Annotated in this window: 24 protein-coding genes, 1 pseudogene and 2 riboswitches; of the genes and pseudogenes, 7 read left to right on the top strand and 18 right to left on the bottom strand. The window is 64.8% G+C overall.

What is annotated here, in order from left to right:
• Positions 1–312 precede the first annotated feature (312 nt).
• Complete coding sequence (locus MHN80_RS11485; protein WP_239401728.1) at positions 313–729, top strand: ester cyclase; 417 nt, start codon at positions 313–315, stop codon at positions 727–729.
• A 130-nt stretch (positions 730–859) separates the two neighbouring features.
• On the opposite strand, the gene MHN80_RS25920 is transcribed toward MHN80_RS11485, so the two are convergent.
• From MHN80_RS25920 to MHN80_RS11440, 9 genes are all read right to left on the bottom strand, one after another.
• The gene (locus MHN80_RS25920; protein ID WP_374206344.1) at positions 860–1,123 is read right to left on the bottom strand and encodes a helix-turn-helix domain-containing protein; all 264 of its coding nucleotides are present in this window, start codon (positions 1,121–1,123) and stop codon (positions 860–862) included.
• A 755-nt stretch (positions 1,124–1,878) separates the two neighbouring features.
• Entirely contained in the window at positions 1,879–2,310 is a 432-nt protein-coding gene (locus MHN80_RS11475) for an ester cyclase (RefSeq protein WP_239401724.1), read from the bottom strand.
• Positions 2,307–3,113: an MBL fold metallo-hydrolase gene (locus tag MHN80_RS11470; protein WP_239401722.1), complete on the bottom strand. Its 807-nt coding sequence runs from the start codon at positions 3,111–3,113 to the stop codon at positions 2,307–2,309. The genes MHN80_RS11475 and MHN80_RS11470 overlap by 4 nt, the downstream gene beginning before the upstream one ends.
• A gap of 102 nt (positions 3,114–3,215) precedes the next feature.
• Positions 3,216–3,911: a helix-turn-helix domain-containing protein gene (locus tag MHN80_RS11465; RefSeq protein ID WP_239401720.1), complete on the bottom strand. Its 696-nt coding sequence runs from the start codon at positions 3,909–3,911 to the stop codon at positions 3,216–3,218.
• A gap of 3 nt (positions 3,912–3,914) precedes the next feature.
• Positions 3,915–4,658: a type 1 glutamine amidotransferase gene (locus MHN80_RS11460; RefSeq protein WP_239401718.1), complete on the bottom strand. Its 744-nt coding sequence runs from the start codon at positions 4,656–4,658 to the stop codon at positions 3,915–3,917.
• 23 nt (positions 4,659–4,681) lie between these two features.
• On the bottom strand, positions 4,682–5,719 hold the full coding sequence (gene dmpG, locus MHN80_RS11455; RefSeq protein ID WP_239401716.1) for a 4-hydroxy-2-oxovalerate aldolase: 1,038 nt from the start codon (positions 5,717–5,719) through the stop codon (positions 4,682–4,684).
• Entirely contained in the window at positions 5,716–6,675 is a 960-nt protein-coding gene (locus MHN80_RS11450) for an acetaldehyde dehydrogenase (acetylating) (protein WP_239401714.1), read from the bottom strand. The genes dmpG and MHN80_RS11450 overlap by 4 nt, the downstream gene beginning before the upstream one ends.
• Positions 6,676–6,721: 46 nt before the next feature.
• The gene (locus MHN80_RS11445) at positions 6,722–7,549 is read right to left on the bottom strand and encodes a 2-keto-4-pentenoate hydratase (RefSeq protein WP_239401712.1); all 828 of its coding nucleotides are present in this window, start codon (positions 7,547–7,549) and stop codon (positions 6,722–6,724) included.
• An 80-nt stretch (positions 7,550–7,629) separates the two neighbouring features.
• Positions 7,630–9,279, bottom strand: coding sequence for an amidohydrolase (locus MHN80_RS11440; protein WP_239401710.1), 1,650 nt, complete (start codon positions 9,277–9,279; stop codon positions 7,630–7,632).
• A gap of 128 nt (positions 9,280–9,407) precedes the next feature.
• Here MHN80_RS11440 and MHN80_RS11435 point away from each other — a divergent pair, with 128 nt between their 5' ends.
• Genes MHN80_RS11435 through MHN80_RS11420 form a run of 4 tightly spaced genes read left to right on the top strand, consistent with a single transcriptional unit; the run spans position 9,408 to position 12,827 of the window.
• Entirely contained in the window at positions 9,408–10,430 is a 1,023-nt protein-coding gene (locus tag MHN80_RS11435; RefSeq protein ID WP_308219775.1) for an AraC family transcriptional regulator, read from the top strand.
• Positions 10,431–10,461: 31 nt separating this feature from the next.
• The gene (locus tag MHN80_RS11430) at positions 10,462–11,289 is read left to right on the top strand and encodes an IclR family transcriptional regulator (protein ID WP_239401706.1); all 828 of its coding nucleotides are present in this window, start codon (positions 10,462–10,464) and stop codon (positions 11,287–11,289) included.
• Between the two features lie 37 nt (positions 11,290–11,326).
• A complete protein-coding gene (locus MHN80_RS11425; RefSeq protein ID WP_239401704.1) occupies positions 11,327–12,100 on the top strand; it encodes a gamma-glutamyl-gamma-aminobutyrate hydrolase family protein in 774 nt (257 codons plus the stop codon).
• A complete protein-coding gene (locus MHN80_RS11420) occupies positions 12,093–12,827 on the top strand; it encodes a FadR/GntR family transcriptional regulator (RefSeq protein WP_239401702.1) in 735 nt (244 codons plus the stop codon). The genes MHN80_RS11425 and MHN80_RS11420 overlap by 8 nt, the downstream gene beginning before the upstream one ends.
• Positions 12,828–12,935: 108 nt before the next feature.
• On the opposite strand, the gene MHN80_RS11415 is transcribed toward MHN80_RS11420, so the two are convergent.
• The 9 genes from MHN80_RS11415 to MHN80_RS11375 form a co-directional block, all read right to left on the bottom strand.
• Positions 12,936–13,880 (bottom strand): alpha/beta fold hydrolase, encoded by a 945-nt coding sequence (locus MHN80_RS11415; RefSeq protein WP_239401700.1) that lies wholly within the window; start codon positions 13,878–13,880, stop codon positions 12,936–12,938.
• A gap of 6 nt (positions 13,881–13,886) precedes the next feature.
• Positions 13,887–15,389, bottom strand: coding sequence for an APC family permease (locus MHN80_RS11410; RefSeq protein WP_239401699.1), 1,503 nt, complete (start codon positions 15,387–15,389; stop codon positions 13,887–13,889).
• Positions 15,390–15,395: 6 nt separating this feature from the next.
• On the bottom strand, positions 15,396–16,733 hold the full coding sequence (locus tag MHN80_RS11405; RefSeq protein ID WP_239401697.1) for a glutamine synthetase family protein: 1,338 nt from the start codon (positions 16,731–16,733) through the stop codon (positions 15,396–15,398).
• A gap of 113 nt (positions 16,734–16,846) precedes the next feature.
• The gene (locus tag MHN80_RS11400) at positions 16,847–17,758 is read right to left on the bottom strand and encodes an SDR family NAD(P)-dependent oxidoreductase (RefSeq protein ID WP_239401695.1); all 912 of its coding nucleotides are present in this window, start codon (positions 17,756–17,758) and stop codon (positions 16,847–16,849) included.
• Positions 17,751–18,065, bottom strand: a complete 315-nt coding sequence (locus MHN80_RS11395; RefSeq protein WP_239401693.1) for a bifunctional 3-phenylpropionate/cinnamic acid dioxygenase ferredoxin subunit — start codon at positions 18,063–18,065, stop codon at positions 17,751–17,753. The genes MHN80_RS11400 and MHN80_RS11395 overlap by 8 nt, the downstream gene beginning before the upstream one ends.
• A gap of 5 nt (positions 18,066–18,070) precedes the next feature.
• Positions 18,071–18,931, bottom strand: a complete 861-nt coding sequence (locus tag MHN80_RS11390; protein ID WP_239401691.1) for a VOC family protein — start codon at positions 18,929–18,931, stop codon at positions 18,071–18,073.
• Positions 18,928–20,142 carry an FAD-dependent oxidoreductase gene (locus MHN80_RS11385; protein WP_239401689.1) on the bottom strand — a complete coding sequence of 405 codons (1,215 nt, stop codon included), beginning with the start codon at positions 20,140–20,142 and terminating at the stop codon, positions 18,928–18,930. Before MHN80_RS11385 ends, MHN80_RS11390 begins: the two co-directional genes overlap by 4 nt.
• Positions 20,139–20,681, bottom strand: coding sequence for a 3-phenylpropionate/cinnamic acid dioxygenase subunit beta (locus MHN80_RS11380; RefSeq protein WP_239401687.1), 543 nt, complete (start codon positions 20,679–20,681; stop codon positions 20,139–20,141). The genes MHN80_RS11385 and MHN80_RS11380 overlap by 4 nt, the downstream gene beginning before the upstream one ends.
• Entirely contained in the window at positions 20,678–21,925 is a 1,248-nt protein-coding gene (locus tag MHN80_RS11375; RefSeq protein ID WP_239401685.1) for an aromatic ring-hydroxylating dioxygenase subunit alpha, read from the bottom strand. Before MHN80_RS11375 ends, MHN80_RS11380 begins: the two co-directional genes overlap by 4 nt.
• 252 nt (positions 21,926–22,177) lie before the next feature.
• Positions 22,178–22,269, top strand: a riboswitch (glycine riboswitch).
• Positions 22,270–22,374, top strand: a riboswitch (glycine riboswitch).
• 52 nt (positions 22,375–22,426) lie between these two features.
• On the opposite strand from MHN80_RS11375, the pseudogene gcvP reads away from it, so the two are divergent.
• Positions 22,427–25,308: pseudogene (gene gcvP / locus MHN80_RS11370) on the top strand (aminomethyl-transferring glycine dehydrogenase).
• Positions 25,305–26,435, top strand: a complete 1,131-nt coding sequence (gene gcvT / locus MHN80_RS11365) for a glycine cleavage system aminomethyltransferase GcvT (protein WP_239401683.1) — start codon at positions 25,305–25,307, stop codon at positions 26,433–26,435. The pseudogene gcvP and the gene gcvT overlap by 4 nt, the downstream one beginning before the upstream one ends.
• Positions 26,436–26,454 lie beyond the last annotated feature (19 nt).

Raw genomic sequence — 26,454 nt, 5'->3', positions numbered from 1 at the left:
TAAACCGTGAGCCTAAAGATCAATGTGATCTACGTCAACCTTTTCCGCCACATTTACTCCCACTTCGGGACTCACCCACCGGTCACGTAACTTGCACGGACCGAATCACTTTCACTCGCGGGAACAGCGAGGCCGGCATTCTGTCGATGCGGCCTGGCGGGTTCCGCGGAGCGGAACCCCGGACTTGCTCGGCATCGTGTGTGATCGCCCATCATCGAGTCGGCGATCGAGGCGCTCGTCGACGACGACGCGGGAGTCACCGATTCCGGCCTATGAGCCACCACCCGTCCCACCACACGAGAGGTCGTGCCAATGTCACCCGAAGCCAACAAGCAACTCGTCAGCGAGTTCTATCAAGCGCTCGTCGACGGCGACTACGACAAAGCCGGCGACATGTGTCACCCAGACTTCGTTTTCTACAACCAGATCGACACACCGCGAACCGGCGCAGCGGGCTTCATCGAGGCAGAGAAGAAGCATCTGGACATCTTTCCGGGATTCTCGATGACCGTGGACACCGTCGCGGAGGGCGATCGAGTGGCGGCCTACGTCGTTTTCGAAGGCGATCAGCAGTCCGAGTACTACGGCGTCTCGCCACAGGGGGGACACCTGCGCATGTCGATGTGCAACCTGTTCACCGTCCGCAACGGCAAGTTCGTCGAAAAGCGGGCGCACTATGACCGTCTCGACCACATCGAGCAGCTCGACAAGAACGCCGTATCTGCTTGAAACACGCTGTACAACAGTTTCTTCAGGCACTGTCGCGGCACGGATGCCCCCGACTGGGCGTCCGTGCCGGACTGGGTCTGCGTGACGACCACGACTCCGCCTGCACCGTGAGTACGATGACCCGCCTCACTCACTGTTCGGTGGCGGGTGCGCACCATGATGCTGTCGTCGCCATGCACCAGGAGGCCGGCCCCTTTCTCGTCGAAAGGCGCCTGAACGTTGCGACGTCGTGGAAGCCGCACAGTTCGGCCACCTTCGCGACAGTCACTTCTCGGTCAACAGCCAAGATCGCGCATGCGCGTCCGATGCGCAGGGATCGCAGGTGCGCCGCCGGCGACTGGCCATGATGGGCGAAGGCGCATTCCAGGTGGCGCAGCGATACCCCGAACCGCATGGCCACCTGCTGCATCGTAAGTTCCGGTTCCGCACAGTGCTGTTAGACGAACGCACGGATATCCGAGTAGCTCGGGCCGCGTCGACGGCCGGCGCCTGACGTTCATCCGCTCGTAGCGACCGGAGCAGCAGATCCACGGCGACGTGACGGTAAGTGGAGACCCTCGTCGTGTCCCCGTTCGCGACGCTGCAACAACTCCCGTCGTGAAATAGTCGAGGACGGCCAGTTCAACACTCCGACGAACCCGCCGGGCGTGCGCCCCGTGAACCCTGACACTTGTCCGCCGCCGAGATCACCGGCCGGTCGAGTTGGAGGGTCACGATCGTCGCGGTTGACCGGATGCTGAACGCAAATTCGTTGCCGGCCTAGCACACCCACGCTTCGCCCTCGATCACGACTGTCCGATCGGTCCCGGAACCGAGTACGGCGCCCCCGTGTTCGACCAACCCGACGAGCACAGACCGCGGTCGCGGGTCTTCCTGATGTCCCGCCCCAATCTACGGATCGAGCGCAACCGCGGTGTCCCACCCGTCGGAACACTGTGCGCAAATTGTCATTCCGCCCTGCGCTTTCGTCCTCACCACCCGAGCGAGGACGCCCCTACGCATTGGCGTTCCTAGGCAGAGTGCTGCTGCACCCACCGGGCCCGCTGAAGACCCGCCCGCCCCCGGGTTCATGTTCGGCCTGTCTCACCCGAACGTGAAACTGGTTCACGGGTTTCTTCTCGATGCTGGCTAACCCGCGCGAGCTCGTGTTCAGGACAGCTGCTGCACGTGATCCATGCGGTCGTAGTGCGCCCGTTTCTCGATCACCTTGCCGTCCTTGATGGTCAGGAGGTTGCACATCGACATCCGGAGGTGCTTGCCGCGTGGCGGCACACCATAGTACTCACCGATCTGGTCGCCCTCGACGACGACGTACGCCGCCACGCTGTTCCCCTCGACCACGAGACGCTCGACGGTCATCGTGAGGTCGGCGAACACCTCCAGGTGTCGCCGCTCCGCGTCGATGAATCCGGAGGCACCTGGTCGAGGGGTGTCGATCTGTCCGTAGAACACGAAGTCCTCGTGGCACATCTCGCCGACCGCCTCGAAGTCGGACCGGGTGAGCGCATCATAGAAGGCCTCGACGAGTGCCTTGTTCCGATCCTTGACGGACGCCATCTCGCCTTGCCGGTGGTCGTTCATGCGGTCGTCACTTCACTCGTCCCGGCAGACAACACGTGCAGTCGATCGGCCTTGCCGGCTGCCTCGAACGCAGACCGCACCTCGTCGACACCCTCGCGGAAGTGGTCCCACGAATCGCAGTGCACCGGAACGACAACGGCATCCGGCCAACGGTCGGACACGGCCACGCACGTCTCGCCTGACATGGTGACGCATGCCCCGTCGGCGAGTTCGGGCCAGCCGGGGTCACCCGCGAAGACGATGGCGATCTCGACGTCCGGGAATCGTGCCGCGATCTCGTCCACGACATCCAGCGATGCGTTGTCACCGCTGATGTATGTGCTCGGGAGATCGCCGGACAGCACGAACCCGGTGACCGGACCCACTGCCTGCCACACACCCTCGGGACCGTGGTGGGCGGGGACGCCGGTCACGGTCACGGAGCCACCTGCGGGGAGATCGACTGTGTGGGTGGCGTAGTCGTCGAGACCGATGGCTCCGTTGCCGAGCCGCTCGGCTCCGAGACCGGTGGTCAGCACCTGACCGACCGTTGCGAGAAACTCTCGACCCGCACGGTCCAGATTGTCTTCGTGGTGATCATGGGAGATCAGTGCGAGATCTACGCGTCCGATGTCCTCGGCGGAGCGAGCCGGAGCAGTAGTCTTGCGTAGCGGTCGCGGCGGCTGCGGAACATCGGATTCGAACGGTTCGGGGTAGGAGCGCGGGGCGTCGAAGGTCGGGTCCGTGATGATGCGGAGTCCGCCGACCTCGATCAGCAGCGTGGGACCACCGATCAGTTCGGTGGTGAGATCGTGTCGGGTCATGGGTTGCTCCTCCGTGCGCCGTACTTGTCCTTGGCTCCAGTCAAAGCCGGATGGCGAGGGATCGGATAGTCCCGATTCAGTACCACCCGACGACCCGCGACGTCAGCTGGCGACGTCGGTCGACCTGTCGAACCAGGTGCGAAAACCATTCGCCAACACGCTCGGTCCCCGAAAACGGATGTCACCCAAGGCGATCGAGCTCCGGCACTCGCGGCGCCCACGCCAGAGATCGTCGAGCACCTCGACAGTGGTCGCCACGATCAGGTCGACGTCGCGCTCGGCCACATCCACGCACGCCCTCGTGTGCCGTGCCTCCAGATGAAGCCAGCCGCGCGTCTCCGGGAACTCGAACTCGAGGCAGACCTTGCCCCGGGGGATCGCGGACAGCCTGGCGCTGCGCGCAAGTCCACCGAGGAGCTCGCAGGCATCTCTGCCCGCTGATTCCTGTTGTCGGACATCCGCCCACTCACCGATCGCAGCGAGGACCGGCTGCAACTCGAGCCCGAGGGGGGTCAGGCGGTACTCGTGCCAGGAACTCGCGGCGATGGCTCGGCGGACGACGACCCCCGTACGCTCCAGATCCCGGAGCCGTGAGGACAGAATCGACTTCGACAGCGACGGCAGACCTCGATGCAAGTCGTTGAAACGTGTGGCACCACAGAGCAGTTCGCGAACAATCAGCAGAGTCCAGGTATCACCAAGCACGCGGGCGCCGGCCGCGATCGATCCGTAATCGAGATCGTCGGCGGACGGCGTGTGCCCCGAAAGGGGCGCGACACCTGGTGCGTCTCCAGCCATCGTCTACACGGCAGTCCCGGAAGTGGCGCGCAACAGCACGAGTTCGGCGAACCTGTCGGCGAGCGTACGACTCCAGACCGCCGCACGGGCGTCGCCCGCGCGCAGTTCACCGATACCGGCCTCTACTCGACGGACCTCCTCTGGGTCGTCGCTGGTGAACTTGCCGACCCAGTTCTCATAGGTGGGCGGCGAGATCTCCGGATGGAACTGCACACCCCACGCACAGGAACCGGACCGAAAGGCCTGGAATCGGTACGCATCTGAGGACCCCAGCCACGACGCCCCCTCGGGGAGTTCGCTGATCATGTCGCCGTGCATGCTGGCGACCGTGAACGAGCGGTCGAGCGCTCCGAAGAGATCATCGTCGGAAGCCTCGTTACGCACCCGAACCTCGATCAGGCCGGCTTCGACGCCGTTCTCGCCGCGCGTCACCTCGCCGCCCGCCGCCTGGGCGAGCAGCTGCGCGCCCAGACAGATGCCCAGCACCGGAACCTCGCGCGCCACCGCATCGCGCAGCAGCACGCGGATGTCTTCCAGCCACGGATGGTCCGCGTTGTCGTTGGAGCTCATGGGCCCACCGAGCACGATGACACCATCGGCATCCGCCACGGACGGCACCTCGTCGCGGTCTGGCCGGACGGTCCGTAACTCGATGCCCGCCGCCTCCAACCACTCCTGGAATCGTTCGAGGGGGTCGGACGGGTCGGGCTCCACCACGACGACTCTTGCAGTCCGCCGATCGGTCATCAGCACTCCTTTCGGAAACGTCCTCAGGCGACAGTCGCTGCAGTGTCGGTCTCCACGAGGGACAACGCGACGTCGGTGATCATGTCTTCCTGCCCGCCCACCAGTTGTCGACGGCCACATTCCATCAAGATCTGCCGGACATCAAGTCTGTACCGCTCGGCCGCGGACTCGGCGTGCCGGAGGAAGCTCGAGTAGACGCCTGCATAGCCAAGGGTCAGGGTCTCACGATCGACACGTACGGGACGGTCCTGAAGCGGACGAACGATGTCATCGGCGGCGTCTTGAAGCGTGAGCAGGTCGCACTCGTGCTCGAACCCCTGGATGTTCGCAACGGCTATGAAGGCCTCGATCGGACAGTTACCTGCGCCCGCTCCGTGACCCGCGAGCGAGGCATCGACGCGATACACGCCGTTCTCGACCGCCACCACAGAGTTCGCCACCGACAGCGACAGATTCTCGTGGGCATGGATGCCGATCTCTGTGCCGACGTCGAGAACGTCACGGTAGGCGCGGACGCGGTCGCGCACGCCGTCCATCGTGAGGCGACCGCCGGAGTCGGTGACGTACACGCACTGGGCGCCGTAGGACTCCATCAGCTTGGCCTGCCCGGCCAGTTCGGCGGGTTCGGCCATGTGACTCATCATGAGGAACCCGGAGACGTCCATCCCGATGTCTCGTGCGGTCGCGATGTGCTGGGCGGAGACGTCGGCCTCGGTGCAGTGCGTGGCCACCCGAACGGACCGTACGCCCAGATCCCAGGCGCGCTTCAGTTCCTCGACGGTGCCGACCCCGGGGAGCAACAGCGTCGTCAGACGGACCCGGTCATGCGCATCGCCGATCGCGTCGGCCGCGGCTTCGATCCAGGCCCAGTCGGTGTGCGAACCGGGACCGTAATTCACCGACCCGCCCGCGAGCCCGTCGCCATGGGCGACCTCGATGGCGTCGACGCCGGCCGCGACCAGAGCTTTCACGATGCGCCGGACGTCGTCCAACTCGATACGGTGACGCACGGCGTGCATCCCGTCACGCAAGGTCACATCCTGCACGAAGATGACGGTCATGCGGTCACCGCCTCGGAGTCGGAGCGTCGGCGGACGGTCTGCGCGACCTGCAGTGCCGCCGAGGTCATGATGTCCAGATTCCCCGCGTAGGCAGGGAGATAGTGCGCAGCACCTTCGACCTCGAGGAAGACCGACACCTGATGGGTGGGCCGCGGTCCGGCCGGGTCGGCGAGAAGGGTGTGCACCGGCTGATCTGCCGGTAGCGCTTGAATCTGCACCTTCTGCTTGAGGGCATATCCGGGCACGTACGTGGCCACCCGTCCGACCATGCTCTCGACGGATTCGCGAATCCTCTGCTGAGTGTCCTCGTCCGGCGCCACCACAAGGCAGAACACGGTGTCGCGCATGATGAGCGGCGGTTCGGCAGGGTTCAGGATGATGATCGCCTTGCCACGCTTTGCGCCGCCGACGGCCTCGATGGCGGCCGAGGTCGTCTCCGTGAACTCGTCGATGTTGGCCCGCGTGCCGGGACCTGCCGACTTCGATGCGATGGATGCGACGATCTCGGCGTACTCGACGTCGACCACCTGGGAGACGGCCGCGACGATCGGGATCGTCGCCTGTCCCCCGCAGGTCACCATGTTGACGTTCCCGGCATCGAGGTGCTCGTCGAGGTTGACCGGTGGGACCACATAGGGACCGAGTGCGGCCGGGGTGAGGTCGATCAGTCGTTTGCCATGTGGTGCGAGTGCCGCGGCGTTCGCTTTGTGGGCGCCCGCCGAGGTGGCGTCGAACACGATGTCGATCTCGTCGAAGACGTCCATTCCGATCAGTCCCTCGACACCCTCGGCCGTGGTCCGAACCCCCAGCCGGGCCGCGCGTGCCAGCCCATCCGAGTTCGGATCGATCCCGACCATGGCTGCCATCTCGAGATCTCCGGCAGTACGTATCACCTTGATCATCAGGTCGGTGCCGATGTTGCCCGATCCGATGATGGCCACCTTCGACTTGCTCACAGTTGTGTTCCGATCGTGTCGCGGACTGTCATTGATTGAGTGGTCATCACTGCTGTACGGCGAATGTTGCGGTCACCGGATCGAATCCGGAGATCCGCGCCTTGACGGTGGAACCCGGGGGCACCGCGGCCATCGGACCCAGTGCGCCAGAGAGGATGACCTGGCCGGCGCGCAACGGCGCTCCGAGGTCGCGTGACTGGGTGGCGAGCCATCGCACCGCGGCCAACGGGTCGCCCAGACACGCCGATCCGTGGCCGGTGGACACCTCGACGCCGTCGACCGTCATGACCATGTCGACCTCGCGGGGTTCGAACCGATCGAGAGACAGCCGCTCGGCACCCAGCACATAGGCGCCCGCAGAGGCGTTGTCCGCCACGGTGTCCCCGAAGGTGATGTCCCAGTTCGCGATCCGGCTGTCGCAGATCTCCAGCGCAGCGACCGCATAGTCGATGGCCGACCGAATCTGATCGGCGTCGAGCACCCCATCGGCGAGATCGCGACCGAGGACGAAGGCGACCTCCGCCTCGGCCTTCGGCTGCAGGAAACGTGCGGCGTCGAGGATCGCACCGGACTCATGGCCCATGCCGTCGATCAACATCCCGAGGTCCGGACGATCGACCCCGAGTTGCTGCTGGACCGCCGGCGACGTCAGCCCAATCTTGCGACCGACGATCGAGCGTCCTGCCTCGACCCAGCGGTCGACCTGCAGACGCTGAACGGCATACGCCGCGTCGATGTCGGCGGCACCGATCAGATCCCGGACCGGCGCACACGGGGTCATCGTCGCCCGAGCCGACTCCAGTCGCCGAGCGGCTTCCGCGACACTCTGGTGGTCGACCGCGCCGCGGGCGATCGCCGATGCATTCTCGCTCATGGTGGTCCATGGTGCGCGGGCGATGTGCCCGATGGCCATCAGCGGGTTCCAGTCCGTAAAACTCGCCCGGATCGACCTGGTCAGCGCATGCCGATCACCGCATGGCCGCCTCCCAGGCGGTCATGGACCAGCGTTCCGTCGACCCAGGTGAGGTCCACCTGCGCCTCACGGATCTCGTCCACCGGACACGTGACGATGTCGCGATCCAACACAAGCAGATTCGCTCGTTTGCCCACCTCGATAGTGCCCTCCTCGTCCTCGCGACCCGCCGCCCGCGCCGCCGCCGAGGTGTAGCAGTGCAAAGCCTCTTCGGCGCTGATGGCCTCGTCGGGCTGCATGCCCGTGCCGTACACCGTGCTCCGTGCGACCGCCGTCCACATGTGCTCGACCGGCGCGAGCCCCGCACATGGGTAATCCGAGGCGATACTCACGCGGACACCGGCATCGAGGAACGTCCGCATTGGGAACATGGTCAGCTGGTCCTGACCCTCACCTCGCCAGTCCTGGAACACCTCGCCCCACGAGTGCAGTACTCCCGGGTTCGCGACGACCTCGACCCCCAGGGACGCCATCCGGCTCGCCTGCGACGGTTCGGCGATGAATGCGTGCTCGATACGGAGAATCCGATCGTCCCCGACGTGCCGTCGAACGTCCTCATATGCGTCGAGCACGGTGTCGATGGCGCAGTTGCCCATGCTGTGGATGGCGGTGTCCATCCCGAGATGTGCCGCCGAGACGGCGAGCTGGTCGATTTCGCGCTTGGTGTAGAAGGTCGCGCCGACGTGCTTCGTACAACCGTCATGGATCTGGTCCACCGCAGGCTGGGGGTATGCGCGATCGTAGAAGATCTTCATCGTCCCGTTCCGCAACATGGTGCTGCCCGACTCCAGAATCCGTTCGACGACCGACGTCCGTCGTGTGTCCTGCATCGCGAAGAAGTGGTCGCCGGCGTGTATCTGGGCGACGGTCAGCGGGAGCGCTCCGGCGCGGTCTGCCTTCCGATACAGTTCCGACGCCTTGGCGGTGACGCAGGCATCTCCGATCGCGGTCAGACCGACACCGAGATACTCCTGCATCTTGGAGCGGAAGAGCTCGACCGCGAGGTCCGGGTCCTTGTCTGCATGCGCCTCCCAGTTGGCGGTGTGGACGAGGTTAGCGGCGGCCTCGATCAGGACGCCGTTCGGTTCGCCCGAATCATCCATGACGATCTCGCCACCCCAGGGTTGTGGACTGTGCGCGCTGATTCCCACTGCTCGGAGTGCCCGACTGTTTGCGACTCCCGCGTGATAGGACATGTCGATGAGGAAGAACGGATTGTTCGGTGCCACCTCGTCCAGTTCGTAGCGATTCGGGTTCCGGCGCTCTCTGACATATGGGGCCTGGAAGCCCATCCCCATGACCCACTGGCCTTCTGGGACGTTCGCACAGTGCGCTTCGATGGCGGCAAGTATGTCGTCGAGACCGGTCCCTGGCGGAACCGAACAGTCGACCGCGAGCGGTTCGAAGGCCGACACCGACAGGTGGTTGTGGTTGTCGATGAATCCGGGGACGACGGTCCGGCCACCGGCATCCACTATGTCGGTGTGTTGTCCGGCCGCCTGCCGGATCGCCAAATTCGCGCCAACGATGGCTATCTTTCCGTCGCGGACAAGTACACCGTCGGCAATGGTTCCGCGCCCGTCCATCGTGCGTACGTGCGCATTGACGAGTGCGAAGTCAGGCTTAGTCATAGGTGTCTCCCGATTCTGTGGACCGACGAACAGTCGCCGGCGAATTACGACGAACGTCAATCGGGACCATAAGAGGCCGGGAGCCGATCACCGTCGGCTTCAGGCGCCGCTCAATCGGCATTCCACGCATGACCACCACGGGAGGTTCAGTCAGGCGGAACCATCTGCTGGTTCCTTCGCACGACGAGCCCTACCGTCCCTCCATGGAGACCTTGCGGGCCCTGGATGCACACCAGTGGGCCCACGCGTGCAGCCGAGCATTCGTATCGCTGTCCACACGCACACCCGCGAGTTTCGCCGGGTCAATCGGTCTGGTGCGTCTCGGGGATGTAGGGGATGTAAAGGTGGCACGGGTGAGGTGCCACTCATCGGCAGCCAATCGAACACGTGCGCGAATTCGCGACGACGGGTCAGACGACCTGCTGTTCAACGTCCAGCTGTCCGGCCGGTCGATCGGCAGCCAGGATGGCCGTGTCGCACACGGGACGCCGGGGACCGGCATGCTCTGTCAGGCCGACCGCGAGTATTCGCTCAGGTTCCCGACCCGGTCCACCCTGCTCACGCTCAGCGTGCCGCGAAATCGAATGCCACTCGGTCACAATGGTCTTCACCATCTCACCGCGCGCGCCATCGACGCCGGGTCGACCGGCATGGTCGTGCTCCGACACTTTCTGTCCGGCGTGGTCGAGGGCGGCCAGTACGGTGCCGACCCGGTGCCCCGGCAACTTGCGGACACCGCCACCGATCTGCTCGGTCTGGCACTTCGCCCCGCCGCAAGGCTCACCGACCTCGGACCGCTGCCCGACGACACGATCTACGCAGCCGCCTGCGCCTTCCTGGATCTACATCATGCCCAGCCCGACCTGACGATCGACGATGTCGCGCGTGATCACGGCATCTCGCGCCGGCGCCTCGACCGCATCTTCACCGATCGCGGCGACTCACCCGCCGCTCGTCTCCGCACTATCCGACTCGACGCCGCGCGTCGCCTGCTCGCACGGCCGGGGCCGGCGGACAGCGTCACGGCCGTGGCCCATCGGTGCGGATTTCTCGACGTCACCACATTCATCAGAGCTTTCCGACGCGTCTACGGAGAGACGCCGGACAGCTGGCGGAAAGGAGAAACGGGCCTCCGCCGGCGCCCCGGTTGACCTACGTCACACGCGGGCGTACGTTAAAGGTATGCCAGCCCGACCATTGAACGTTTTGCCGCCCGTCGAGGTCATGGAGAACTCCGCGCAGCCACCCAGCAGGTCGTCGGTGAGCAAGGCACTCGCTCTGCTCACCGCATTCGGCAACACCTCGGGCAGCGCCACTCTGACCGAACTCGCACAGATGGCAGAAGTACCGAAATCGACGGCACACCGGTTGCTCGGGGTCCTCCACGATTCGGGGCTGGTCGACCGAGACGGCATGGACTGGTACCTGCGTACGCCCCTGATCCGGCTGGGTGCGGCTGCCCTTCGCGGCGGAACCGGGGTACTCCGCGAGGTCGCCCTGCCCTACCTCACCGAGCTGTACGAACTGACGCACGAGAACGTGCATCTCGGAGTCCTCGACAACACCGACATCGTCTACCTCGACAAGCTGTACGGTCACCGCTCCACGTGCACTCCGTCACGGGTCGGCAGCCGGCTCGCCGCCCACACCTCGTCCCTGGGCAAGGCGATCCTGTCCCGTTCGGACCGCTCGACTGTGGGTGGCGTCGTCCACGGAGGCCTTCGGCCCGCGACGATGCATTCGATCGTCCAGCCCGGCTCGTTCCTCCGCCAGCTCGATCAGGCCCGGCTCGACGGCGTCGCCTTCGACCGCGAGGAGTGTCGAGAGGGACTCGTATGCATCGGTGCGCCGATCATCGGTCCGGCGGGACGCGCCGTGGCGGCGATCTCGGTGGCGGGCTCAGCCCGAACCCTCAAGGTCGATTCCCTCGCCGACTCGCTCCGCACAGCGGCAGCGCACATCTCACGCAAAGCCGGCCCTGACATCGATCTGATCGCAGCCGGGGCCTGACATCCTTCCCATGAAGAACCCGAAAGGACACCCGACGGTGCCAGTATCCCCGTACGCCACGACATCACCCCTCATCGGCATCACCGGTCAGGAGAGGTTCGGACACGAGGTGGACCGCATGCCCCCGTTCGTGGGGCGCGAACCCATCGAGATGTTCCTGTCGCCGTACATCAACAGCGTGGTCGCATCCGGCGGCACACCGGTACTCCTCTCGCGCCGCTCGAACCCGGAGTCCGTCATCGAGAAGCTCGACGGACTCCTGCTCGCCGGCGGGGAGGACGTCGATCCGCGGCGCTACGGGTCGACTCCCACCCTGAACTCCACACCGTTCGACGTCGGCCGCGACGGATTCGAGATCGGGCTCGTCGGTGCCGCGATCGCTCGCGGGGTGCCCATCCTGGGCGTATGCCGCGGCGCTCAACTACTCAATGTGGCCCGCGGGGGAACTCTCATCGCGCATCTCTCCCCGTCCGAGGGCGAATCCCACTCGTATGCCGGATATCCCGGGACCCATCGCTCGCAGCAACTTCAGATCGCCTCGGACACTCAGCTTTTCGACATCTTCGGACCGGAGGTCGCGGTCAACAGCTACCACCATCAGGCGGTGGACTCGCTGGGAGACGGCCTGCGGGTGGCCGCGGTCGCGCGGGACGGGATTACCGAGGCGATCGAGCTGGTGGGGCACGACGTCCTCGGCGTGCAGTGGCATCCTGAGATGTTCGGCGGTGACCCGGTATTCTCGTGGCTCGTGCGCAAGGCTTCGCAATTCGCGACGGCGTTCCCACGAGCCGAGGCGCCGATTCATGCCTGACTCCGGCGATTCGTCGACCCTGCAGTGGACTCCGTCCATCCAGGTCCGTACGTCCGCCGAGGATGTCTATGTTCGCCTGCGGGCGATGATCCGCGCAGGCTCGCTCAGTCCGGGCGACCGCCTGCCACCGGAGAGAGAGCTGAGTGACATGCTCGCTGTCTCCCGGTCCACTCTGCGCGAAGGACTGAGTGTCCTGCGTTCCGAGGGTTATGCAGAAGTAAGGCGAGGGGTCGGCGGCGGAACGTTCGTCGCCGACCTCGAGCACGCGTACGCACGTTGGCTGGCGGCGATGGCGGACGACAATTCGCTGCTCCGCGAGATCATCGACCTACGAACCGCGGTGGAGTGCCAGATCGCCCGGCTCGCCGCCGAGCGTCGGGATGGGGATCAACTCGCTTCCATGCGCACGACACTCGACGTCAACGAACTGACGTTGACGGCACCTGCATTCCGGGAGATCGATTCGCGTTTTCACGGACAGCTCGCGAACGCTGCAGGCAGCATCCGCCTTACGTCGTTGATGCACTCCGCCCGCGGTGAATTGTTCACACCCGCAAGCTCTCCGCTGACTTCGAGCCCCATGATCCGACGGAGCCATGGCGAGCACGTGCGCATATTCGAAGCCGTCGAGAGCGGCGATCCGGCACTGGCATCGACGATGATGCGCGAGCATCTCCGGTCGACCTTCGACGACGTCGCGACCGCGATTGTCGAGCGCGCGAGGTAGCCGCGACGGACCGCGGTCGCCCATGACGAACCACTCCTCGCAGCTCCTTTCGGCCGACCCGACGTGCGGACTCGGCCGAAAGGAGCTGCTGGCGTACCTGATCGACGCCTACGCGGTGTAGGGCTTGTTCAGGCAGAACTCGGTCAGGACCGCATCGTGCTCCTCGGGCTTCTCCCACTGCGGCCAATGCCCCGCGTCCGCGATGCAGTAGAACTTCCCCCCCGGGATGATGCCGGCAATGTACTCGCCGTAATCCGGGCCGTCACCGGGATTGTGTTCCGTCCACAGGACGAGGGTCTCCGGCTTGTAATCTGCCAGGTCCGCCTCGGTGTACGGAAGCTCCCACGTCCAATCCTTGTCCAGTCGGAAGACCCGCCGCATGGAGGCGTTTATCTCCGGGTCCCGATAGATGGCCAGGCGGATGTCGACCATTTCATCCGTCATCGACTCAGGTTTCGCGACAACCCATTCGAGACGCTTCCGCATCGCGTCCCGGTTGGGATCGACAACTACCTCGCGGGAGAGACTCGCGAGCTCCCCGAGATCCCCCTTCACCGGCTCGAAGTCGGTCTTCTGCAGCTTCACGTGGCCGAAGCCCGTGTTCAGGATGACTTTTCGTGCTCGATCCGGATGTGCGAATCCGAAGTGGAACGCGATCGTGGCACCCATCGACTCGCCCTCGATGTGTACCGAGTCAAAACCCAGGGCGTCGATCAGGTCGACCACGGCATCGACCTGATAGAGGTACCGCTTGTCATCGTCGTACGGCTGCTTGTCGGTGTATCCGTGATACAGAGCGTCGATCGCGAAGACGTGGAAGCCCTGACGGACCAGGTTGTGCATGTTGCGGCTGAAGGTCTCCGCGTGCCCGCCCACCCCGTGGATCAGGATCAGCGGCTCACCGCTGTCATCGCCTGCTTCGATGACCCGATGCCGCCACTGCGCCCCTTGGACGAATCGCGTCTGGGTGCCGAGGAGCTCGACGTTGACTCGTTGCCACTCGGTCAGCGGTTTGCAGGTGACCGGTTTCGAGAGTTCGAAGTTGATGGACATCTGTTCTCAGGTCCTTTCTGTTTTTCGTTGAGCAGTTCTTGTCGATTCGGCGATTGTCGTTTCGCCAGTGGTCGGTTCGGCGGAATGGATACGGGTTTCCGTCGGCACCAGGCCCGCGAGTACGCGGGATCGGAGCACCGCAACCACGACACCGACGACCGCCACCAGCGGGATCAGCCAAGGCAGGAACGTCGCGACAGCACCGGTCGTGCCGGACAGCAAGTCCCAGTTCAGCAACGCGAGACAGATGACGGTGCTCAGACCGACGAACGCCAGCGCCGGAGCGATCAGACTGCGCCAGAGTGATCGCGCCTCGATGCGACGCCCGAACACGATGATTGCTAGAGAGGCACAGGCCTGCAGGACGAAGATCCCCAACGTCCCCAGTCCGGTGAGCCAGCTGAACAGCTGGGTGAACGGGTCGGCCCCGCTGATCGCGAAGGCCACCACGCCGACCGCGGTCACCACCGAGACTGCGGCAGCGGCCGCACTCGGAGACCGAAAGCGGACGTGCGTGGTCCCCAGTGCGGCGGGCAATGCACCCGCCCGACCGAGCGCCATGACGTACCGCGACAGTGCGTTGTGGAGAGCGAGGATTGCCGCGAAGTAGCTGGTGAGCACGAGAACCGAGATCACGTCCGATGTCCAGGCACCTAGGTACCGCGGCATGATCTCCAGGACGAACCCACCGGGATTATCGTTTGCTGCTGCCACGACGCTGTCGGGACCGTAACCCAGCGAGAAGCACCACATGGTCACCGCATAGAACACGGTGATGACGATGACCGCGGTGTAGGTGGCCTTGGCGACCGCGCGACGAGGTGACCGCGCCTCCTCACCGTAGATCGCCGTTGCCTCGAAACCGAGGTAGGCCACCGCCGCGAACAACAACGCCGCGCCGAAGCCACTGCTCAGTTCGATCTGCGCCGGGTTGAAGCCCTCGAACGAGATCCCGTCATCTCCGCCTCGTCCGATCGTCACGACGTCGAACACCAGGAGGACGACGACCTCAAGTGCGATGAGCACGCCCAGGACCCGCATGTTCAGGTCCACGGCCCGAAAACCCATGAGGGCGACGAGCACCCACGCGACCAGTGCGCACACCAGCCAGTGCACGGACAGACCCACCGTCGACTCGAGCACGAAGCTCGTCGAGAAGCCGAAACCGCCGTACAAACCCATGATGAATGTGCCATAGGCCAGCATGGCGACATACCCACATGCGGTGCCCGCCGTCCGTCCGAAAGCTCGTTCGACATAGGCGGCGAGGCCAGCGGCGCTCGTCACGTGACCACTCATAAAGGCATAGCCGACCGAGAAGAGCAGGAGGATGGCACCGATTGCTAGGTAGGCCAGCGGGGCACCCACCCCGCCGAATGAGAAGACCACCGGTGCCGTCGCCACCGCCGCAGCGAGGGGTGCGGCTGCGGCGACCACGAAAAATACGATTCCGGCAACGCCGACCGAGCCAGGCTTCAGCGTCGTCAGCGAACTGTCACCGATCGTCACGGGTTCTCACACCGTTCCGATGTAGCGGGCAAGCTCCCAGTCGGTCACGGCGTTGTTGAACTGGGCGACCTCCCAACGTCGACTCTCGGCGAAGTAGGTGACCGCTTCCTCGCCGAAGAACTTGTTGGCGACCTCACTCTGCGCGAAGATCTCGACCGCCTCGGCGAGAGTTGACGGAACACGCTCGAGCGACTCGTCGGCGTAGGCGTTGCCCTCGTAGGCAGGTCCGGGATCGAGCTCGTTCTCGATCCCCCACAGCCCGCCTGCGAGCATCGCTGCGAGTACGAGGTAGGAGTTGCCGTCAGACCCCGGCGTTCGGTTTTCGATCCGGGTGGCCCCCTCCGAACCCTTAACCGCGCGCAGCGCCGTCGTGCGGTTGCCTACCGCCCAGGCGACCTGCGTACCGGCGGCGCTTTCTTCTTCGAATCGCTTGTAGGAGGTGATGAACGGAGCGAATACCGCAGTGAACTCGCGCAGCGTCTTCTGCATCCCCGCGATGTAATGCCTGGCAGTCGACGATAGCCGGTCATCCGCGGAACCGTCGTAGAACACATTGCGATCGCCCGCCCACAACGACTGGTGCACGTGCAAACTCGAGCCGAACTCACCGGAGCCGAACTTGGGCAGAAACGACGCAAAATGCCCGAATTGCTCGGCAACCCGCTTGACCGCGAACTTGAACAGGAATCCCTCGTCCGCCGCGCGCAGCGCCGACTGCGGAGTGAGATTCAATTCGAACTGCGACGGTCCACCTTCGGCCATGATTGCCTCGATATCGATACCCATTCCGGCACAAGCCTTTTCGATCCCCTGCGTGATCGGCAGGTCGGCATGCGCGCGTTCTGCCCCATACATCGTTACTGCTTCGCCCAGAGGCGTGAGGTTGCGGAATCCCTTCGCCTTGGCCGTCTCGAACGATTCGCGGAAGATGAAGAACTCGTACTCAGTCGCCATCTTGGCCTCGAAACCCATTGCTTCGCAACGGGCGATCACGGACTTCAACACATTGCGAGGCATCGCCGGCAGCGGTTGATGATCGAGGTCGTAGTAGTCGCACAGGACAAGCGCACCGTTCTCGATCCACGGCACCGGGGTCAAGGTGCTGAGATCCGGGATGGCGTCGAGATCGTCAAATCCGCTTTCCCAGGTCGGCCACCAACCGGTGTGACCGGCCGGACGGGGCATCATCTCGTCTTCGATATCCATGATCGCCATAACATCGGCGATGTGCATCGGGGCCTCCGGTTCCTTGTCGAACCGCCACGACGGGATGAACTTGGCTCGAAACTGACCGTGAATGTCGGCGCCGCCGATGAGAACTCGTTCGATGTTGTTCTCCGCCAACAGAGCGCGAACTCGTGCGAGTTCTTCGGGTGCGGCTCCGGGTGTGCTGACCATTGATCCTCCAGGTGTGGTCTTATGCGAGTGGCTAAGAGTGTGAGACCGGGTGACGCCCGTTACAACAGAGTGGTTTCAGCCTTCGGAACCGTGCGAGCGCGCCCTTGCGATCTGAGGTCACCCGCTTTGAGCCGCGCATACTCGGAGAATGCCCGCCCGCGAACCCGCTCACCGCCGTCACACTCGATAACCGATCCAGTGATAGTGCGCGCGTCGTCCGCAGAGGCAAGCGACACATACCACCCCGTATAGTCCTCCGGCTCCGGCAAGAACCCCAGCGGCGAGACCGTCGAGATCAGCTCGTCCATCGGGAGATCGGCTATTGACGTCGCTCCGGTCGCCAACGCAGGCGGACCTGTCAGCGACGTCAGCATCCCGCCAGGCGCTACCGCGTTGACCCGGACAGCGGGGGCGAGTTCGTAGGCGAGCTGACGAACCAGGCCCACGACCGCATGCTTCGACGCGGTGTAAAGGGGCCCCCCGCCCCCGGGATGCATGCTCGCGTTCGACGCGGTCATCACCAGTGATCCACGGGTCTCCCGAAGTGCGGACGTAGCCGCTTTCGCCCCGGCTAGAAAAGCTTTCACGTTCAGATCAAAGATCTGACCGAAGGCGAGGTCGAATCTCTCGTCGTCCGGCAACTGCTCCATACTCTGCCCGAAATCCCAGAACCCAGTATTGGCCACGAAGCAGTGCACTGACCCGAAGGCTTCCCGGGCCGTGGCGACCACGTCGCGGTTGTCGCCGAGTCGCGTCGCATCACCGCGCACGGTAAGCACCGCGTCGCCATACGACTCTTGCAACGCAGCGATTCTGGGCTCGGACAATTCGAGCACGGCGACCGACGCGCCCTCACGGACGAATCGGTCGACCACCGCCCTACCGATTCCCGCCCCACCTCCGGTCACCACGGCGATGCGGCCGGCCAGCCGCCCGTGCGCCGCCACCGACGGCTGGTGCGAGTCATCCATCGAGATCGACCATCACAATCCCATCGTCCACCCGGACCGGGTACACCGTGATCGGAATGGTTGCCGGCGGCGCCAGCACCTCACCGGTCTTCAGCGAGAACCGGGCCATGTGAGCGACGCACTCCACCGAGCAGTCCGGTTCCACGTATCCCTCAGAGAGAGACGACTCGCCGTGAGTGCACACATCGTCGGTCGCGAAGAACTCCCCGTCGACGTTGAACACCGCCAGCACCTTGTCCCCGACGACCGCTCGATGTCCTTCGTCGACGGGAACGTCTTCAGTCGCGCAGGCCTTGGTCCATGCCATGGCAGTCACCTACTCGGCTTCAGATCGCGGTGACCCCACCAACTCGTAGTCGTGAAGCTGGCACCGTGGTGGGTGGCGTCGTCGACCAGCCGGCCACCGGCGCCGAACTCGATGGTGTACCCACCGGGCGCGAGAGCATAGAAGGAGAACATGAGGTCGTTCGAGTGTCGGCCCAGGTTCGTCTGCGCCAACGCGGCTGCGTCGCAGCGTTCGAACGCGGCGCCCACTGTATCAATGTCGTCGACCTCGAACATGATGTGCTGCAGCGTGAAACTTGTGCGACCCGGCACGAGTGCCAAACTGTGGTGGCGCTCGTTGCAGTGCAGGAAGTAGATCGTCTCCTCGGACAGATGGATCACGTCGGTGAGGCGCAGGCCGAGCAGGTCGCAGTAGAAGGACAACATCTTTTCGATGTCGCTGCAGAAGAGGACCATGTGACCGACGCCGAGCTCGGTCTGGAACGTGCTCTGGTACGGCGAAGTGAACGGGTCACCGGAGACAGCCGCCGAATGGAACAGCTCCACGGCGTTACCGTCCGGGTCGCTCCCAACGACGAGCCGCTCCACGCCGCGCTCGGCGCGGAGATCCGCGTCGGCCTCGACAAACCTGTGCCCGGCCGCAGACAGCTCATCGACGAGGGCATCCACCTCGCGATCGTCGGCCAGTTCCCAACCCGCAAATCGCAGATCGTTCTCGTCGCCTCGCACGATCCGGGTGCGCCACGCGCGGCGGTCGAGCCGGATGTCGAGCTCATCGTCGCCACGGTCCCGGACCTCGGCACCGAGCATCGGGCCCGCCATCTCGCGCCAACCGTCGAGATCGTCGGTCGTGAGTCCTAGATATCCAAGTGCACGAACATTGGTCATGAGGGCAACGCAGCCTTTCGTAGGTCGAGGGAGGGGTCGGCAATGGCAACCGGGTCGATCGGCGACTGTTTGTCGATCAGTCGCGAGACCGCGCGCATCTCGCGCGAGGCGTCCAGCGCCACCGCGCCGACGACCCGGTCACCGTGAAGATGGATGGACATTCGGATCTCACCGTTCCGGTCGTGCCGGAAAGCGATGTCGTCGCCGAGTGACGGACGACCGGCGACCTCGACTCGATGTTGGTACTGGTCGGTCCAGAACCAGGGGGCTCGAAGCGGGGGCACATCACGACCGGTGATGTCGGCGGCAACTACCTGCGCGTGGTCTCCGGCTGTGCGGAAGTGTTCGATTCGCACCCGGCCCAGCCCCGCGTACGGCCATGTCGCCACGTCGCCGATCGCATAGATGCTCGGGATCGATGTCCGCCCGCGCTCGTCGCACTCGATCCCATCGAACACCTTGATCCCGCACGACTGCGCGATCTCGACGTTGGGCACACTGCCGATGGCCACCAGGAGCAGATCGCAAGGCAACCGTTCTCCGGTCGTGGTGACCACGGCCTGAACGGCCTCATCACCCTCGATCGTTGCGATGGTGTCCCGGACGAACCGCACCCCGGCTTCCTCGTGGCGCTGGCGTAATCGCCGCGCGACCCAGGGCGCTGTGCGGGACGCGATCGGCAGATCGACGGGATCTACGATGGTGACCTCATGTCCGCGGGCGCGCAGACCCGCTGCAACCTCGGACCCGACGAACCCCCCACCGGCGATGACCACGTTCGCAGCATCGCCCAGGCGGCGCTGCACCAGAGCGGCATCGTCGATCGAACCCAGCGTCAGCACGTGGTCGAGATCGCCTCCAGCTATCGCCAACCGCCGCGGTGTCGACCCGGTCGCAAGGATCACGGTGTCGGCGTCGATCTTGTCACCGGCGTCGGTGCGCACGGCCCAGCCCGACGCGCGTGCAGCGAGGCTGGTTGCACGCGTGGCGATCCGGACGTCGACGTTCTCGTCAGCGTAGAAGTTCTCGGGCACGACCGGCGTCGGCGCTTCCCCGGCGAGCATCCCTTTCGACAACGGAGGCCGCTCATAGGGCAGAACCGACTCGGCGCACAGGAGCGTCACCGGACCGGCGTGCCCATACGCCCGCAGCGTGTGAGCGACGGTCGCACCGCCCTGTCCGCCACCGATGACGACCACATGGGGGTTCACAGGAACACCGACAGATTGTTGCCGAGCAAGACGGTCTGATCGAGCAAGATGGTACGACGAGCCAACTCGAGATCCCCGTGGTCGCCCGACCGACGACGGATCAGATCGCGTCGACCGCCGGCGAACTGGTCCTGGTAGGTCGCGCTCCGTGTCCGGTACAGGAAGAAGTTGGACATCACGCGGTACGAATCCGGCTCGTCACCGGGCTCCACCTCCACATTGGTGATGAGGTGGCGGGTACGTGACGCGGGAACCTCGGACCACGCGCGTCCACTGTTCACCTTTCGCACCCGTTGGGCCAGATCCTCTTTGGTGTCATCGAAGTGTGCACCTCCGCCTTCGGGCTCGAATTCCTTCCGTTGCTCACGCGGCATCCGCGCCAGACGAACGGGAGCGACGTACCGGATGTCCTCGGCCAAGAGGCCCAGCCACTCGTCGAAGAGACGGTCGTCCAGCAGGCGCGCTTCCCGGAACAAGAACTGGCTGATCTCGTGATGAACCTCGAGTGTGACTCTCTCCGTGGCAGTCTGAGGAATCATTGCTGCCCGCCCTCCATCAGTTCCAGCCAGCGCCGGTAGAACGCCCGGCCGGCCTCTTCGCTGTAAATGTTGCTGATCCGTCCTGGAAAGCCCTCTTCGCTACCGGCCGCCCCGAGGCCCATGGTGAAGTCGAAGTCGGAGCGTCGAGCCCGGCGTCCTTTGAGCACGTCCTGGATCTCGGCCCAGTTCTCGCCGTCCTCGGCCTCGAAGATCCCGCCGGCGCTGAACGTACGCAGTGCGTTGCGTCGCATCGCGTCCTTGACCTCGTCGGGGGCGTCGGCATCACCCAGGGTCCATGCCATCACCTCGATTTGATGCGGACCGCGGGGCTGCCATACGCGAAACGTGTTGGTACCGATCAGGAAGGAGAAGTTCGGGAAGACCGTGTTGTGGCCTCGTACGTGTACGGCCCGGTGCTCACCCAGACGCTCGATCTCCCGCTCCCGACTGGCCGCCCGGTATGCACGGGCGGCATCGCCGTAATCGGTCATGTCCGGCGCGTCATCGAGATAGAACCCCGTACCGTGCCCACCGGGGGAACTGAACTGCAGCCCCTTGGTCTCCGCGGTCACCCAGTCGCCGCCCTGCGCGATGAGCGCCGACACGTGACTCGTCTCCGCGTGGTAGACGTCGGTGGCGAACTGCTCCGACGGGAACTTCCAGTTGCAGTCGATCGTCCACCGATTGGCTGCGCCGAGGACCTCGTTGTTCTCCCAGCGATCAGCGAACGAATCGAAGTACCAGACCATGTCGCCGAGGTACTCCTCGAAGTCCGGAAGGTCCGAACTCCAGGTTCCGAATACGAAACCTCGGAAACAGACGATCCGGGGCACCTGCGTGGCCCCCATCCGGCCCTTGTCCAACTTCGACAGGTAGCCGTCTTCCTCATGCGGCACCTGGGTCAGATTGCCCTGGAGGTCGTACACCCATCCGTGGTACGAGCAGGTGAACGCTCTCGCATTGCCCTGGTCCGCCCGGCAGATCCGCATGCCGCGGTGACGACACTGGTTCATGAATGCCGCGTACTCGCCGCCGCCCTTGTTGACCACGACCACGGGGTCGTCGCCCATGGTCGTCGTCAGGTAGTCGCCGCGCTTGGGCAACATCGACTGATGGGCGAGGAACAGCCACGACTGACCGAAGATGCGATCCATCTCGGCTTCGTAGATGTCCTCGTCGGCGTAGATCGCTGCGCCCACTCGGCCCGCATCCGGGTCGACGAGCTGACTGTAGGTCTTCGACACAAGCTCCTCCTTTGTGACCTGCACAATGCACCGGGCGCACGGCGTCCGACCAGAGATCGATTCCAGGCAGCGGAACGGTCAACCGTTTCACCACTGCCTTTCGCCCGGCCGTCGTGGCCCCAACCCTTCCCGGGATCTAACGGGCCGAGGTCGGTACGGTCGGCGGTTCCGTTCTGCGGAACCGGCCCACCTGCGCGCGAGGACAGATCTCGATCCGGTCTGTACCGTCTGCACCACAATCGAAGACGCCGTCGATGCGCGGTGGGAGAACCTTCATGACGAAGGCGCCGTAGGAGCAACACCCTCCCCGGGAATCTCTCAGGCCCCAGTACCACTGCGCGAAGGCAACTCTGGAGAACAGACGGTCATCGTCGACCGGCTTACCGAAGGTGTAGGGCACCCCACGACGGAGCGCCCGGACTCTCAGGTCTCAGGACAGAGCGGGGAGGTGTTCCGCCATGTAATCCGGGAGATCACCGGACCGCCGAGATCTGGAGTGCCATGAAATCCGTCTGCGCCACCGGGGCCGGAGAGTTCGTCGACCGACACGTCGGGCCTGATGCCACCGCCATCGAGGCGATGCTGCGAGCTCTCGATCACCCGACACTGGATGCGCTGATCGACGCAGCAGTACCCCAGCAGATTCGCGACACGGTGCCGCTGACGCTCCCGGAGGCCGCACCGAGGCAGGCGTCTTGGCGTCTCTCCGCGAACTTTCCGAACGTAATTCGCCCCGCGTCCAGATGATCGGACTCGGGTACCACGACACGGTGACTCCCGCCGTGCTGCGACGCAACATCCTGGAGTCTCCCGCGTGGTACACGGCTTACACGCCGTACCAGCCCGAGATATCGCAGGGCCGGCTCGAGGCTCTGTTGAACTTCCAGACGGTCATCCAGGACCTGACCGCCCTCCCGGTGGCCGGAGCGTCCCTGCTCGACGAGGCCAGCGCGGTGATGGAGGCGATACTGCTGATGCGCCGCGCCAACCGGAAGTCGACCGCGTCTCGCGTGATCCTCGACGCCGCGTGCCTACCGCAAACCCTCGCTGTCGTCTCCGGGCGAGCGGCCGCTGTGGGCATCGAGGTCTCGACCGCAGACCTCTCCGCCGGCCTTCCGGCCGGCGAGTTGTTCGGACTCGTGATCCAGGCTCCAGGATCGTCCGGGGAGGTGCGAGACAACACCGGCCTGATCGCAGCCGCCCATGAACGCGGCGCCCTGGTCACCGTCGCCGCCGACCTGTTGTCCCTGACCATGGTGGTGCCACCCGGTGAACAGGGCGCCGATGTGGCGGTGGGTTCGGCTCAACGATTCGGGGTTCCGCTGTTCTTCGGCGGACCTCATGCCGCGTTCCTGTCGGTGCGCGCGGGACTCGAGCGGATGCTTCCGGGCCGACTCGTCGGAGTCTCGGTCGACATAGATGGCGCACCCGCGTACCGCCTCGCCCTACAAACCCGCGAGCAACACATACGACGCGACAAAGCCACCAGCAACATCTGCACTGCACAGGCTCTGCTCGCGAACGTCGCCGGAATGTTCGCGGTCTACCACGGTCCAGAGGGGCTGCGCGCCATCGCGGAACGAGTGCACAACCACGCCCGGCAGCTCGCGGCAGGGCTCGAAGCCGCCGGCTTCACACTCGAGCACGAGCAGTTCTTCGACACGCTCGTGGTCGCTGCCGACGGCCAGGCCCACGGGGTGGTGCGGCGGGCCGAACAGGCAGGGATCAATCTCCGACGTATCGATGTCGACCATGTCGGCATCGCCTGTGACGAACTGACGACCGACGGGATCGTCGACAGCGTGTTGGCCGCTTTCGGTGCGACGCGCGTGCCTCTCACCGACACCTGCCGACTGCCGGCATCTGTCCGGCGCACGACGGGGTATCTCACTCACCCTGTCTTTCACCGTCATCGGTCCGAAACCGCCATGCTCAGGTATCTGCGCTCCCTGTCCGACAAAGACCTCGCACTCGACCGAACGATGATCCCGTTGGGGTCGTGCACCATGAAGCTGAACTCCGCGGTGGAGATGGAACCGATCAGCTGGCCCGGGTTCGCCGGAATCCATCCGTACGCGCCTCCCCGGCAGACCGACGGCTACCTGACACTGATCGGTGACCTCGAGAACTGGCTCGCCGAGCTCACCGGCTACGCCCGGGTGTCCCTGCAGCCGAACGCTGGTTCGCAGGGCGAACTCGCAGGCCTCCTGGCGATAGCCGGATACCACTCCGCACGCGGTGAAGCCCATCGCAAGGTCTGTCTCATACCGCAGTCGGCTCACGGGACCAATGCGGCATCGGCGGTACTCGCCGGCATGAACGTGGTCGTCGTCAGAACCGCAGACAACGGCAACATCGACCTGGATGATCTGCGAACCAAGATCTCGGCACACGGCGAGCGCGTCGCTGCCATCATGTTGACCTACCCCTCTACACATGGCGTCTACGAACGTGACGCCCGGCAGGTGTGCGATCTCGTCCACGACGCGGGTGGGCAGGTGTATGTCGACGGAGCCAACCTGAATGCCCTTGTCGGACTTGCCAGGCCGGGATGGTTCGGTGGCGACGTCAGCCATCTGAACCTTCACAAGACCTTCTGCATCCCGCACGGCGGAGGCGGCCCGGGAGTCGGACCAGTGGCCGTTCGCGAACACCTCGCTCCGTACCTTCCGGCCGACCCCCTGGACAGTTCGACGTCTGGCGGCACACCGGTGTCCGCCGCCCGCCACGGATCGGCCGGCATCCTCCCGATCACATGGGCATATATCGCACTGATGGGCGGGGACGGACTCACCCACGCGACCAAGACCGCGGTGCTCGCGGCAAATTATGTCGCCAGGTCCCTCCGGGATCATTTCCCGGTGCTCTATACGGGTCCGTCCGGCCTGGTCGCGCATGAGTGCATCCTGGACCTCCGGGAGCTGACCAAGACCACCGGAGTTACGGCGGAGGACGTCGCCAAACGTCTCATCGACTACGGATTTCATGCTCCGACGCTGTCCTTTCCGGTCAACGGCACGCTGATGGTCGAACCGACCGAGTCGGAGAACCTCGCGGAATTGGACCGGTTCATCAAGGCGATGATCGCCATCCGGGCAGAGATCGACATGGTGGCCGAGGGCATGTGGCCACTCGAGCGAAGTCCGTTACGGCAGGCGCCGCACACACCCGAACAGGTGACCGCGGACAGGTGGGACCTCCCCTACCCGCGCAGTGTCGCCGCCTACCCGGTCGACTCGCTGCGCAACTCCAAGTACTGGCCGCCCGTCCGGCGGATCGACGGGGTGCACGGCGACCGCAATCTGGTCTGTTCCTGCCCTCCCTTAGACGCTTTCGATGAAACCGATTCCGGTGTCGCCGACAAACAGGAGATCCCCGTATGAGTAGCAGCAGCCCGTCCTCGGAGGTCCTTGAGTCTCCACTGCTGGCCGAACACGAAGCGCTGGATGCGCATTTCACCGATTTCGCAGGCTGGCGGATGCCACTCAAGTACGACAGCGATCTCACCGAACACCACGCCGTGCGTTCCGCAGCGGGTCTGTTCGACCTCTCCCACATGGGCGAGATCGCCGTGGAGGGTCCCGACGCCCCGGCGTTGCTCGATCACGCTCTGGTCGGTCGGCTGTCGTCGGTCAGCGTCGGACGCGCGAAGTACTCGCTGATGTGCTCCCCGGAGGGCGGAGTGATCGACGATCTCGTGGTGTACCGTCTGGGCGACACGCGTTACCTCGTGGTGGCAAACGCCGCGAACAGTCGTCGAGTCCTCCACGAGATGAATTCGCGTGCAGCACACTTCGATTCGGTCACGGTGACAGACGAGTCGCCGGCCACCGCTCTCATCGCCGTCCAGGGTCCGGCGTCCCGGGAGATCGTGCAGTCGTTGGTCCCCGTCGACCGTTCCGGCGATGTCACCGACCTCAAGTACTACGCCGCCGGCCCGGCCCGAGTCGCCGGTGTCGAGGTCCTCTTGGCGCGCACCGGTTATACCGGCGAGGACGGCTTCGAACTGTACGTACCCAACGACCACGCCGTCGAGCTGTGGCGAGCGCTACTCGCGAAGACAACCGAACTCTCCGGCCGCCCGGCCGGACTCGCATGCCGGGACACGCTGCGACTGGAAGCCGGGATGGCCCTGTACGGGCACGAACTGTCCGAGGAGACCAACCCGTTCGAAGCAGGACTCGACAAGGTCGTCCGCCTGGAGAAGGATTTCGTCGGACGCGATGCGCTGGCAAAGCTCGCGGAAGGCGAGGTGCGTCGCCGGCTCGTCGGACTCAGAGGGGACGGACGGCGAGCCGCGCGGGCCGGTTACCGGGTCCTCGACGGTTCCGGCAGTGCCGACATCGGCATCGTGACCTCTGGAGCCCTCTCACCGACACTCGGTCACCCCATTGCGCTCGCCTATGTCGACATCGAGTCGTGCGAACCCGGAACGCAGGTGAACGTCGGCATCCGTGGTCGTCACGAGGCGTTCATCGTGGCCCCCAGCCCCTTCTATCGCCGCTCTTGACCGCTATCGAACCAAGGAG

Source organism: Gordonia sp. McavH-238-E (assembly GCF_022348225.1).
Lineage (GTDB): Bacteria > Actinomycetota > Actinomycetes > Mycobacteriales > Mycobacteriaceae > Gordonia > Gordonia terrae.
This window is presented reverse-complemented; position numbering and strand designations above follow the sequence as displayed.